The sequence below is a fragment of the Niallia sp. Marseille-Q9988 genome (genome assembly GCF_976954375.1).
Genome location: NZ_CDRJSZ010000001.1, coordinates 231,821 through 244,658 on the forward strand (window position 1 = coordinate 231,821; position 12,838 = coordinate 244,658).

9 protein-coding genes and 1 pseudogene are annotated in these 12,838 nt (G+C 36.1%); 3 read left to right on the forward strand and 7 right to left on the reverse strand.

Translation table 11 applies throughout. The annotated features are described in order from the left end of the window. Nucleotides 1-58 precede the first annotated feature (58 nt). From ACWNMZ_RS01130 to ACWNMZ_RS01140, 3 genes and pseudogenes are all read left to right on the forward strand, one after another. Nucleotides 59-490 (forward strand): annotated as a pseudogene (locus tag ACWNMZ_RS01130) (oligoribonuclease); the annotation flags it as partial. A 712-nt stretch (nt 491-1,202) separates the two neighbouring features. Further along, the gene (ltrA, locus tag ACWNMZ_RS01135; protein ID WP_031535091.1) at nt 1,203-3,002 is read left to right on the forward strand and encodes a group II intron reverse transcriptase/maturase; all 1,800 of its coding nucleotides are present in this window, start codon (nt 1,203-1,205) and stop codon (nt 3,000-3,002) included. 67 nt (nt 3,003-3,069) lie between these two features. Then, on the forward strand, nt 3,070-3,849 hold the full coding sequence (locus ACWNMZ_RS01140) for a hypothetical protein (protein WP_192840958.1): 780 nt from the start codon (nt 3,070-3,072) through the stop codon (nt 3,847-3,849). A 432-nt stretch (nt 3,850-4,281) separates the two neighbouring features. Here ACWNMZ_RS01140 and ACWNMZ_RS01145 read toward each other — a convergent pair whose 3' ends face one another. The 7 genes from ACWNMZ_RS01145 to cysC form a co-directional block, all read right to left on the reverse strand. Then, nucleotides 4,282-4,713: a VOC family protein gene (locus tag ACWNMZ_RS01145; RefSeq protein ID WP_031535096.1), complete on the reverse strand. Its 432-nt coding sequence runs from the start codon at nt 4,711-4,713 to the stop codon at nt 4,282-4,284. A gap of 160 nt (nt 4,714-4,873) precedes the next feature. Continuing rightward, nucleotides 4,874-6,931: a response regulator gene (locus tag ACWNMZ_RS01150; RefSeq protein WP_251627882.1), complete on the reverse strand. Its 2,058-nt coding sequence runs from the start codon at nt 6,929-6,931 to the stop codon at nt 4,874-4,876. A 70-nt stretch (nt 6,932-7,001) separates the two neighbouring features. Continuing rightward, the gene (locus ACWNMZ_RS01155; protein WP_251627884.1) at nt 7,002-9,707 is read right to left on the reverse strand and encodes a hybrid sensor histidine kinase/response regulator; all 2,706 of its coding nucleotides are present in this window, start codon (nt 9,705-9,707) and stop codon (nt 7,002-7,004) included. A gap of 279 nt (nt 9,708-9,986) precedes the next feature. Beyond that, the gene (locus ACWNMZ_RS01160) at nt 9,987-10,592 is read right to left on the reverse strand and encodes a precorrin-2 dehydrogenase/sirohydrochlorin ferrochelatase family protein (RefSeq protein WP_235248560.1); all 606 of its coding nucleotides are present in this window, start codon (nt 10,590-10,592) and stop codon (nt 9,987-9,989) included. Next, nucleotides 10,573-11,340, reverse strand: coding sequence for a sirohydrochlorin chelatase (locus ACWNMZ_RS01165; RefSeq protein ID WP_031535104.1), 768 nt, complete (start codon nt 11,338-11,340; stop codon nt 10,573-10,575). The genes ACWNMZ_RS01160 and ACWNMZ_RS01165 overlap by 20 nt, the downstream gene beginning before the upstream one ends. Continuing rightward, nucleotides 11,340-12,113: a uroporphyrinogen-III C-methyltransferase gene (cobA, locus tag ACWNMZ_RS01170; protein WP_031535105.1), complete on the reverse strand. Its 774-nt coding sequence runs from the start codon at nt 12,111-12,113 to the stop codon at nt 11,340-11,342. The genes ACWNMZ_RS01165 and cobA overlap by 1 nt, the downstream gene beginning before the upstream one ends. Before the next feature lie 113 nt (nt 12,114-12,226). Next, nucleotides 12,227-12,832: an adenylyl-sulfate kinase gene (cysC, locus tag ACWNMZ_RS01175; protein ID WP_031535108.1), complete on the reverse strand. Its 606-nt coding sequence runs from the start codon at nt 12,830-12,832 to the stop codon at nt 12,227-12,229. Nucleotides 12,833-12,838: the final 6 nt, after the last annotated feature.

Consider the following 12,838-nt stretch of genomic DNA (forward strand, 5'->3'; position numbering starts at 1 on the left):
CTGTTAGCTGTTCTATTTTTTCCATATTAGATTATACTATTGGGCAGGGGTGAAAAAAATGTACAAACTATTATCGCATAATGACCTTGATGGGGTCGGCTGCGGCATTATTGCAAAACTTGCTTTCGGAGAGGACGTAGAGGTTCGTTATAACTCCGTTTCTTTTCTGAACCAAGAAGTAGAAAAGTTCTTAGATCAAAAAACAGAAGATACCTTTCTCTTTATTACCGACCTTTCTGTCAATGAAGAAAATACGATTCGACTAGATGACTATTATAAAAAGGGTGGAAAAGTACAACTTATTGACCATCATAAGACAGCTCTTCATTTAAATGATTTTGAATGGGGCTTTGTGTCTGTTCAAGATGATGAAGGAACACTAACAAGTGCCACTTCTTTATTATATGAATACCTTGTCAAAAATGAATATATGAGTCCCTCTCCAGCCATTGCAGAATTTGTTGAGTTAGTAAGACAATATGATACATGGGGTGCGATGCGTTCTCCTATAACAGCATAAAAAGCTGGAAATGGAGGGGCTAACAAGTCTTAAAGACAATGTTAGCAACAACTGATTCCTTGAAAAGTGGAATGAGGTTTATCATGTCGAACCGAAGCACTTTCCTTAATACTCCAACATGCGTATGGCTCTGATAGAAGTCATGGGTGTGAAGCTTGGTGAAGTCGGCTGAATGTAACCTAAGTAGTCTATAAATGGATTATATGGTTACAGATAGGTCGGAGGGCTATAAAACGGATATGGTGAGAATGATTCATAAGAATCTGACGAAGTTGCGAATGTAAGGGTCTAGATGTCGAAGTGGTACGAAAGTCCACTGCCACTATTGTGGCGTGCAATACCGAAAAGTAGGTTTCCCATGGGACGAAATTCGGGATAGTGAACAATGACACTATAATGTGCACAGGCTTATAGTAACCACCTAAGTCCGTATGGTAACAGCTAAAGGAATCGGAACGTAGAAAGCAAGGAACACTTATTAAACACCTATCAGTGGAGTGTTACATGGCAACATGTTTAATCCTTGTGAGAGTAGGGGCACAGTACCAATGAAACGTGTAATGAACGTGGAGGGATAGCCCCAAGTCTTTCTGAATATAGTTAGTTAAATTATCTAAAAGTGAACTTCATCGGTCGAGTAGGAATGTGGGAACTAAGCACAGGAATTTGGTGATTAGCCACAATGAAGACGACTTTACGTCAATGGGAATACTATTCAATGACGGAAACATTCTCTACCTTGTACAAAGAAAGTCAAAAAGATAAGAAATTCAACAGACTTTATGAACTAATAATATCTGAAGAAAATATCCTTCTGGCTTACAGGAAAATCAAGAAAAACAAGGGTTCTGGGACACCTGGGACGGATACTTACACGATTGAAGAATATAAAAACATCGGTAAAGATGATTTTATAAGAACAATTCGTAAATCTCTAAACAACTACAAGCCGAAACCAGTTAAAAGAGTTTTGATTCCCAAAGAAAATGGTGATACAAGACCTTTAGGGATACCTACAATGTTGGATAGATTAATCCAACAAATGATTAAGCAAATTTTAGAACCAATTGCCGAGGCAAAATTCTTCAAACATAGTTATGGTTTTAGACCACTAAGAAGTGCACATCATGCAATATCAAGATGTAACTTTCTAGTCAAAACTGCAAAATTGCAGTATGCAGTAGATATGGACATCAAAGGATTCTTTGATAATGTAAACCATAGGGTTCTCATCAAGCAATTATGGAATATGGGAATTCAAGACAGAAGAGTTCTTGTGATAATTGGAAAAATTCTAAAAGCGCCAATCAGAAATGTAGGAATACCAACAAAGGGTACTCCTCAGGGAGGAGTTCTTTCACCACTACTATCCAACATAGTTTTACATGATTTAGATATGTGGATAGCAAGTCAATGGGAAGACCATCCCTCACATTTCGATTACTCAACTAACAGTCACAGAAACCATGCGTTGAAGAAAACCAAACTCAAACAAGGTTATCTTGTAAGATATGCGGATGACTTCAAAATCTTAACTACAGATGTTAAGACAGCATACAAATGGTATCATGCAGTTAGACTTTATCTGAAAGATAGATTGAATTTGGATATTTCACCTGAAAAGTCCAAAGTAATAAATCTTAGGAAACAAGGGACAGAGTTCTTGGGTTATCGAATTAGGGCAGTTAAACATAAAAGTGGTTTTGTCACTCGTAGTGATGTCAGAGATAAAAGTATCAAGAGAATAAAGGCACGAGGCAGAGAAATAATTTTAGAAATACGAAACTCTCCAACAGCAGGAAATATTCAGAAATGGAATAGTTTTGTTTTAGGAGTTCATGGATACTTCAAGCATAGTTCGTTGGTATCCATAGTATTTGCAAGAATTGCCTACGACCTATCTCGACTGCAATACAATCGTTTTCGTCCGATTGGAAAGTTTGTGTCAACCGCAAATGCACCGCCTTCGTATAAAAAGTTCTATGGTAAAAATAATGCAAAGACTTGGAAAATCAGTGGAAGGTTTTTATACCCAATAACGGATATTAAATTCAGTCCAGCTATGAACTTTAACCAAAATCTTACGGTTTTCACCGAACGGGGAAGACAGTTGATTCATAGTAAACTACAAGCGGATATTGGGTATCAAATAACGATACTCGCTAAACATCAATTTGTAGGATATAGTCTTGAATTTATGGACAATAGAATTTCAAGATACAGTATGGTACAGGGCAAATGTGAAATTACTGGAGAATTCTTAGAAGCCGATTTAGTACATTGCCATCATTTTATTCCTTCAGATATCGGTGGTACGGATGAGTACAAAAATCTAAGAATTATTCATGTTGATGTACACAAATTAGTACATGCAACGGATAGCAATACAATTCAGCGATTGAAAAATGGACTAAACTTAAACACAAACCAATTGAACAAGTTAAACTCATATCGCAAGGTTTGTAACTTAGAGATGATTTAATCTAACAAGAAAGATGGAACGCCGTATGCGGTGAAAATCGCACGTACGGTGTGGAGCAGGGGAAAGGATGGAGATAACCTCAAAATCCCACCTATTGCTATATTGGGAAAAAAACAATAATCTAGCAGCACAACGTTTAAACGCACTTTTTTATCTTATTTCTTTTGACGAATTCGTTGAAAAAATGGTAACACGCTTAAAGGCAAATGATCACTTCTTTTTTGATGAGTTAGAAGTACAAATACTAGATATGGAAGAGAAAAAAATTGACCGTTATATTCGCCGCAAAAGACGGGAACTTGTCCAAAAAGAAATTGATGGTTTATATGCTGGCGTGGTTTATGCCGAACAATATCATTCTGAATTAGGGAATGAGCTTGGAAAGGAATATCCTCATTTAGATTACATAGCAATTGTTAATATTGGCGGAAAAAAACTTGGTTTCCGTACAATTCATGACCATGTTGATGTATCAAAAGTAGCTGGCACCTATGGAGGTGGCGGTCATGTGAAGGCTTCTGGCTGCAACTTAACCGATAAGGCTTACCAAAATTACTGCTTAGATACCTTTGCATTAGAACCACTACGTGAAGATCCGAAAAAGAATGAATACAATAAAAAGGATTCTCCACTTGGTACTCTATTTGAAAACAAGCAGGACGAAGTGTTCTTCCTTTATCAGGTGAGTAGAAACCAGTGGGCCATTAACCAGAAAAAAACAAAGCTCCAACAAACTTTTTCTACCTTCATGCAAGGAGAAATTTTCCTACGCAGAAATTATGGAGTATGGCTGGCAAGAGATGATAAATATATTCGCTATGTGATGGACTTTGTAAAGCATAAATAATAGGTAAAGAGGTTGGGACGTAAGCAATTTAACTAACAATATGTACGAACAATTGTACAATTTATACTCATAAATAATCGTTTTTATCGTTTTAGAAAAGGTTTAAAAACGAAGTGAAATGGAGCAGAGGACGGCTCGACTCCTGCGGGAAATAGAGACGCTTTAGACCCCGCAGGATCAGCTTCCTCCTCGGCGCATCGTGCGTCTGTAGCGCAATGGAACGACCTAGTTTTTACACTTGACTATATTTAAAAACATAGATAACCATCATGAGAAGCTTTATTTAAGAGCTAAATTAGAGATTGTTCGTCTTTAAAGATTAGTTATTTAGTTTTGGCCCAGCCTCTTGTTAATTAAATTTCTCAAGTCCATTTAACAACTACTCCTAGCATCCAGGGGCTAATCCTAAACTGCTGCCCTCTGCATTTCTTTTTAAAAATCAATCATTGCTCCTCTTTCATCAAAAACGGAACTCGGATTCCAAGCTACTTCCCAAAGATTATTTTCTGGATCTGCGAAATAAGAGGTTCTGCCGCCCCAAAAAGCATCACTTGGCTCTCTAAGAATTTTCCCGCCTGCCATTCTCACCTTTTCCATAACACTATCTACTTCCTCTGCTGCATTTACATTGATTGCAAAAGTAACTCCCCTAAAGCCTTCGATCGGACTTTGAAGCTCCACCCCAGCATCCTTCGCCAATTCCTCTAAAGGAAACAATGTTAAGAAAACACCAGCGGTCTTAAAAACAGCATATTCATCTGAGCTAGCTTCCGTTTCCTCCCATCCTAGAAGTTGATAAAACTTACGCAATTCTGGTAATCTCAAAGCTCCTAATGTTAGCAATGAAACCCTCTGTGGAACCATACAAATCCCCACCTTCTTCCTATTTTTTATTTATAAGTTCGCTGGTTCTGCAAGATTTTCCTTTAAAAATATTTCGCTATTAAAACAGGCTTCTTATTACTAAACAGAGCGAAAATCATCCCAATAAAGAAGAATAGAAGACTGCTGACTAAGCCAATCTCTATTTTCCTTGCTCTATTTCAAAGTATACGGAGAATTTCGTGCCCTTCTCGCTTGTCTGAACATTTATTCTTGCCATATGACGTTCTGCTATTCGATAACATACTGCAAGTCCCAGTCCTGTACCATTGTCCTTGGTTGTAAAAAAAGGCGTTCCTAGCTTCTTTAATATTTCCTCATCAATCCCATTACCGCTATCGATAATTTCCAACACAAAATGCTTTCCTTTACAGAATGTTCTTATTGTAAGAATTCCTTCTGTCTCCATTGCCTCTAATCCATTTAATGCAAGGTTAAGTAAAAGCTGCCGTATTTCTTTCTCATCCAAATAGAGTTCTGGACAAACTCCTAATTGAAGATTAACCTTTTTTCCTGTCAATAAGGCCTCTGCATTAATTAATGGATATATGATTTCAATAATTCTATTTAACGAATATCGCCTCTTATCACTCGTCTTGTTTTTAGCTAACGTAAGGAATTCCTTGATTATCTTATTAGCTCGATCCAATTCATCAATCATTAATTCCATATGTTCTAATGACAGATTAGATGGATTAGATTTTCCAATTTGTAAAAATCCATGAACTGTTGTCATTGGATTTCTAATTTCATGTGCGATGCCCGCGGCCATTTCTCCGACTAGATTTAATTGATCTAGCCTTGCCATTTCTTTTTCTAAAGCCAATCTTTCTGTTATATCATTTAATACAATTAATACACAATTATTATTCTTAATTGTTATTATTTCGGTGGATAATAACCCCTGCTTTTGTTCTCCATTCTTTATCGTGAAAATGACTCTTTGATTTTTTAAAGGGAAATGCCAATCTTCCTCATGAAAGTTCTCTTCTATTCCATTTACATCTTTGAAAATCTTCCAATGATAGCCGTCTTGCTTTAGCTCCTCCATCGTATAACCTGTACTCTTTACCCAATTTTTATTTACAGCAATAAATGCAGGCTCTTCCATGGAGCGTATTGCCATCAAGCATGGACTTGCTTCAAATATTTGCCGAAAACGTCCTTCCGAAAGCATTAGATCATCTGTTACCTTCGATTTTTCTTCACGTTCTCTATGTAGCTTATGATTCATGGATAGCAGTTCTAGCGTCCTTTCTTCCACGGCATGTTCTAGTTGATCCACTTGTTGCTTTCTTAAGCGTTCTACCTCTTTTCTTTCGGAAATATCACGAATCGTACACACAAATAGTTGGTATTCTTCAACCATTGCGTCCCCAATATATAGATCAACAGGAAAAACAATATTATTCTTTCGCTTAGCTTTTGCCTCTATCATTCTACCAATAAAATTTGGAACTAACATATCAAAGGTAATAGGTGTCTCTATAGAAACCTCTGATTCAATCGAATGTAAAAGCACTTCAATAGAAGAACCGATTAAATCTTCTTCTACATAGCCAAACATTCTTCTTACACTTGGATTTACACTAATAATTGTTCCTTCTTCATCAAAAGTAACAATCGTATCCTGCAATGCTTTCTGTAAGATTGAAGAAAAGACTGCATTTTTAGTTAAATCCATTTTGGTTATTCTTAGTTCCTTATTCATTTTGTCCAATTCAGATGTTGTTTGCCAGTTCATCTCATGGAGGCTTTTCGTATGGCTTTCATAGATTTGAACAAACTGAGCCACTTTGCTTTTCAACGCTTCTGGATTAAATGGCTTTACAATATAATCAATGGCACCTACTTGATATCCTTGCAGAATATGTTGCATATCTTGACTGATAGCGGTAATAAAAATAATAGGTATATGACGGGACTTTTTTCGTTCTTTAATCAATTTTGCTGTTTCAAACCCATTTAGCCCTGGCATTTGGACATCTAACAAAATAACGGCAAAATCATATGTCAAAATGAATTTTAAAGCTTCTTCCCCTGATTTTGCAAAAACTAAATGATACTGAGAATTGTTTAACACTGCTTCTAACGCTAAGAGGTTTTCTTGTAAGTCATCTACCATTAAAATATAGATTGGTTCCGATACTGAAGCAGATAGATTTTTCTTTTGTTCTATAGATTGAGCCGAATATTGCATAATTATATTTGAGCCTCCTATCTATTAACAAGCCATTTACTAACATTACTTGAATATCAGTATCGTCCTTCTATTCTTTATAAAGCCAAACTTGAATTAGCGAATATAACTGTTCCAAATTTACTGGTTTACTAATATAATCAGATGCACCTGCTTCTATACATTGTTCTCGATTATGTTTCATCGCTTTTGCAGTTATTGCAATAATGGGCAATGTTTTAAAATCCTCCTTTTTTCTTATGATGGAAATAGCTTCTAAGCCGCTCATTTCAGGCATCATAATATCCATTAATACAAGATTAACGTCTGGATTTGCTTCTAAAAGACTTATGCCATCCCTGCCATTTTCCGCATAAAGGATATCAATATTGTACTCTTCCAATGCAGCATGGATGGAAAAAATATTACGGATATCATCATCTATAATTAATACCTTTTTTCCTTTCAAATTAGCATTCTCATTAGAATGGATTATATCGATTACTTCTTCATTGGCTACAGCAGTCTGTTGATAGCTCTCTTCCTTTAGCAATCTCTCATTTACTAATACCGCATCCTTCTGTTTTTGGCCCATTGTAGGTAAATAGATAGAAAAAGAACTTCCCATCCCTTCCATACTGGTTGCCTCCAATCTCCCTCCTAGCAAATGAGTGATTTCCTTACAGATTGACAACCCCAGACCTGTTCCCCCATATCTTCTGCTAATTGTTCCATCTGCCTGTTTAAAAGGCTCAAATATTATATCCATTTTCTCCTTAGGAATTCCAATCCCAGTATCCTTTACGGTGAAAGATACTACCTCTTCATTAGCTTTAGCTAACTTAGTAGAATTCTCCAATCGAATAGACAATTCTACCCTTCCCTTTTCCGTAAATTTAAAAGCGTTTGACAATAAATTTTTTAATACTTGGTTCAGACGATGGGCATCTGTTTCAATAAAAGTTGGAACCTCTTTCGCCATTTTTATTGAAAAATCAAGTTTTTTCTTATTGGCAATAGGAGCAAATTGGTTTTTCAGACAACTTTGAAACTCCTCCATTTTTACTGGTTCTACTATTATTTCCATCATGCCTGTCTCAATTTTTTCTAAATCCAATATTTCATTGATCAATCTTAATAATTCATTTCCAGAAAAATAAATGGTCTGCAAATATTGAATTTGTTTCGCATTTAAATTTTCATTTTCTTTTTCCACTAACATTTGTGATAAAATTAGCATGCTATTTAAAGGGGTTCTAAGCTCATGAGACATATTTGCCAAAAACTCAGATTTATATTGGGAGCTATAGACTAACTGTTCCGCTTTTTCCTCTAACTCTTTCCCTATTTGCTCAAGGTCTGCATTTTTCTCCTCTGAAACTCGATATTGTGTCTGTAGCTCCTCATTAATCGCCATTAATTCCTGCTGTTGAGCCTGTAACTCTTCTGATTGACTTTGCAGCTCCTCTGTTAAACGTTGCTCATCCTCTAATAATCGCTTAACTTCCAGTCGATTGATAATCCCATGAATGGATATACCTAAATATTCCACCACCTCTTTAAGTAAGCGTTGTTGAACAGGTCTAAAATATTGTAAAGAGGCAAGTTCCACAATGGCTAATACTTTTCCTTCATAGGAGATCGGATGAATAAGAACTTGTTTTGGTTCTGCTTCTCCTGAACCAGATTTAATCTTTATGTATTCTTTCGGAATGTCTATTAAACTGATACTTTTATTTTCCTTCGCTGCTTGTCCTACTAATCCTTCTCCTAGCTGTATAATCGGGGACCTTCCTTGGTCATGGAAGGCATATTGAGCTATTTCTTCTAGATAGTGCGCTTGTTCCTGTTTATTTATTTGATAAAAGATTCCATATTGTGCTCCAACTACTGGTGTAATCTGACTAATAAAATAATCAGCAAGCGACTCCATTGTTTCTACCATTGAAAAACCTGTTGTAATTTCTGCCAAACGTGAATCTAACCAGCTTTTTTCTTCTGCTTTTGCCCTGCTTTCTATTTCATCTTTGGAATACTTTTCTAAAGTCGTTACCATTTCATTAAAAGCACGCGCAATTTCTCCTACTTCATCCTTTGAATCAATTTCTAATCGAGGAAATTTTATTCCCTTTTTATAAGAGACACCAGACATGACAGTTGTGACTTTATTTAAGTTTCTTGTTAACCCTCTTATTAAATAAATGGCAATAGCAATACTGCTAACAACTCCGACAATTATATAAATATATGTCATCACTACAACGATATCGTAGGTTTTCTTTGAACTTTCTAGATCATCTTGCATATCTTTAAGCTGTATCGAATATAAGGAGTTAGCAATTTCTAACAGCCTATTTTTTTCATCATTTTCTCTAATCCAAAAATCCGAATCCATTTTTTTGTCTTCTGCTTCCACTATTTGCTGTCCCTTTTCTTCAAAGACATCATAAATGGTCGAAAACTGTACTAATAATTCCTGCGTTTCTTCTCTTTTGTCTTGATCTATCAAGAAATTATACGCTTTATTTATTTCCTTACGTGTTTCTTCCATTTGACTAATTGTTCTATCATTTAAATCTATAGACGATTGCGAGGACAATTCATAGATTTCTCTACTTAAGTTATTAATTTCATTTTTTAAAATATATGCAGCATCTATTCTTTCTGTCTTATCAGTAACAAGTACATGCATGTTGTCATTTTGCTGCCGAAGCATACCCATAAGTACAATAATTAGAATGGTAATTAAAACAAAGATAATTCCTAAACCAAAATAAAGCTTTGTACTAAATCTCATGTATCCTCCTATTAATCTACCAATTTAAATGAGCGCCATGTTTAAACTGGTCGGGATTTTTTTAAAAGTTATGAAAATAATACCATTATACAAAAATTATATGTTAAACGGGACAAGGATACAATATGATAATTGGATGAAACTTGAAGCCATTAGAAGAACGATCAAATGTTAAGAGCGCAGTAAAGTCTACTTCCTAGAATGGGGGCAGTGATTCAAACAATATAACTGCCTGTCCAATAAATGCATATATAAAAACCCCTAAACCATCTCATTTGGTTAGAGGTTCAAGAGCTTTTCATAGTAAATATGTCTTAATTCACCTGAATCTTTATAGGCATTATCTAATATTTCTTCTAAGATTGCATGGGAAACTTCAGGAGGAAGTGATTTTTGCTTTAAAAGGTTTCGAACCTCATATAAAAAGTCAATATACGCAATATAGTTATCATCATACTTCTCTTGCCATACTTCCTTCATTCTTTTAGCCAATTTTGGACTGGCACCATTCGTAGAAACACTTAAATGTAATCGCCCTTTTTTAAAGCTAGCTGGGATTTGGCAATTTCCCTCTTCATAGGCAGATGCATCATTTACTAAGCTGATCGATTTAAGTCTTTGCGTGATACGGCGATTTTCTTCCACCTCATTTGTTGCAGCAATGGTTAGAAAAGCATGGGAAAAATCTTCTTCAACTGCTTTTCTTTGAATCAGCTTTATTTTCTCACCTTTTGAAAGCTCTTCTATTTCGCTGCATGCTTTAGGACTGATTACCGTCACCTTGGCTTCTTCCTCTAAAAGCATCATTACCTTTCGATAGGCAATCTTGCCGCCACCAACTACCACACAATGCCTATCTTTTAGCTCAACTAGTAATGAGATCATATTCATTACCTACCATCATTTCATCTATTCTCTCTTTTAATATCCCTGCTATTAATGGGTCATAGCCTAAATAAGGAGCGAGGACGTATTCTTTATCGATACTCTTTATTTTATTTATTGTTTTTTCCATCGATTTCATTAAAACTCCGGTAAACAAAAGATATGGAATAACTAACACATGGCGATAGGAAGATTGGTCAGCCATTTGAAGCGCTTCTTCAAAGCTAGGCTGTGCAGCAGTTAAATAGCAATCCTGTACAACGATTCGGTCTACTTCCGTTTCAATTAGGGAAGCGATTTTGCATAGATCCCGTTTTACATCTGGGTCACTGCTGCCACGCCCAACAAGAATAACAAGTACTTCCTCCTTTGTTTTCTTATAAATAGATGTACGTTTAATCTTATCTGCAACAATTTCAACCATTTGAGGATGAACACCGATTGGTTTGCCATATTTTATGTGAACATCGGGATATTCTATCGAAAGTTTTTCTAATATTTCCGGAATATCTTTTTTAGCATGTGCTGCCGTGAGAAGCAACACAGGGATGATATAAACAGTAGTGGCTCCTTTTTCAATACAATTTCGAAACCCCTCTTCTATGGAAGGCTCCGACAATTCTAAAAAGGAGTATTCTTGTATCCCTTTAAATTCATTGCTCTCCATACACTTCTTTACAAAGGAGATAGCCTGCTCACTGGCTTCCTTTACCCTGCTTCCATGACAGATATATAATATTGCCTCCACTATAAAACCACCTCTTTTGGCATGTCCTCTCCGAAGCTTTCTTCAAACCATTGGATTTTCTCTCGCATTTTTACTACCTCTCCAATGACAATCATACATGGATTTTCAATTTTCCCTTTTACCGCATCTTCTATCATATGCTGCAAATCCGTTACAATCGTCTTTTGCTTTAGAGTTGTCCCCCAATTTATTAAAGCTACAGGGGTTGTGCTATTTTTTCCAAAAGAGAGCAGCTTTGACTGAATAGATGGAAGATTTTTTACTCCCATATAGATAGCAAGGGTATCAATTTGCGAAAGTGCTTCCCATTTTATATGGTCTTCCTCCCCATTTTTCATATGCCCTGTTACAAAGGCAAAGGAGGATCCATAATTACGGTGCGTCACCGGAATACCAGCATAGCTTGGTGCAGCAATGCCTGCTGTAATTCCTGGCACAATTTCAAAGGGAATCTGATTTTTGGCTAATTCTTCCGCTTCTTCTCCTCCCCGTCCAAATACAAATGGATCTCCACCTTTTAGCCTTGTCACTGTCTTTCCTTTTTTGGCATGCTTAATTAGCGTTTGATTAATCAATTCCTGCTTCATAGCGTGGTGATGGGGAAGCTTGCCACAATAAATCAGTTCTGCCTTAGGTCTTGCATATTCTAATAACTCTCGATTTACTAAGCGATCATATAAGATAACATCTGCATTTTTGATACATTTTAGTCCTTTTACCGTTATTAAATCTGGATCTCCTGGTCCTGCACCAACTAGATATACTTTCCCCATTTTATCCACCCTTCTCGTTGTTTCTCTTAGGTTAATGAAAAGAGGGGAAAGGAAATACCGATGAACGGATAGTTATTCCACAGACCACGCCCAGGTTTCTCCTTTTCCCTACATTAAGAGATGTAATATTCTTTTTCTTTTAAATATTGTACGATTTGTTCCACACACTCATCAATAGAATATTTTTCTGTATCCACTACTATTTCGGGATGAACGGGCTCCTCATATGGAGAACTAATCCCTGTAAAATCTTTAATGATGCCTTTCCTTGCCTTCTCGTACAAGCCTTTCGGATCCCTTGCTTCACAAGCCTCTAAAGAACACTTTATATATACTTCAATAAACTCGTTTTCTTCTAATAAAGCTCTAACCCTATCACGATCTTCACGAAATGGAGAAATGAAGGCAGTTAGTACTACATGCCCACTATCTACAAAAAGCTTACTTACTTCTCCAATCCTTCTGATGTTTTCTTTTCGATCCTCATCAGAAAATCCTAAGTCTTTATTAATTCCAAAACGAATATTGTCTCCATCTAGGACATAGCTATTTGTCTGATCGTCAAATAATCTTTTGGCGACAGCATTTGCAACCGTCGATTTTCCAGAGCCAGATAACCCTGTAAACCATAGGACATAGCTATGATGCTTATTTTTTTCTCTTCTATCCTTTTTTGTTACAGCATGATCATGCCATGTGATATTTGTACTTTGGCTCAAAACGTT

Bases quoted from the DNA above. Each gene is read 5' to 3' on its own strand.
- ltrA (WP_031535091.1), top strand. From the start codon at position 1,203: ATGAAGACGACTTTACGTCAATGGGAATACTATTCAATGACGGAAACA.
- cobA (WP_031535105.1), bottom strand. From the start codon at position 12,113: ATGGGGAAAGTATATCTAGTTGGTGCAGGACCAGGAGATCCAGATTTA.
- ACWNMZ_RS01150 (WP_251627882.1), bottom strand. From the start codon at position 6,931: ATGCAATATTCGGCTCAATCTATAGAACAAAAGAAAAATCTATCTGCT.
- ACWNMZ_RS01155 (WP_251627884.1), bottom strand. From the start codon at position 9,707: ATGAGATTTAGTACAAAGCTTTATTTTGGTTTAGGAATTATCTTTGTT.
- ACWNMZ_RS01145 (WP_031535096.1), bottom strand. From the start codon at position 4,713: ATGGTTCCACAGAGGGTTTCATTGCTAACATTAGGAGCTTTGAGATTA.
- ACWNMZ_RS01160 (WP_235248560.1), bottom strand. From the start codon at position 10,592: ATGATCTCATTACTAGTTGAGCTAAAAGATAGGCATTGTGTGGTAGTT.
- ACWNMZ_RS01140 (WP_192840958.1), top strand. From the start codon at position 3,070: ATGGAGATAACCTCAAAATCCCACCTATTGCTATATTGGGAAAAAAAC.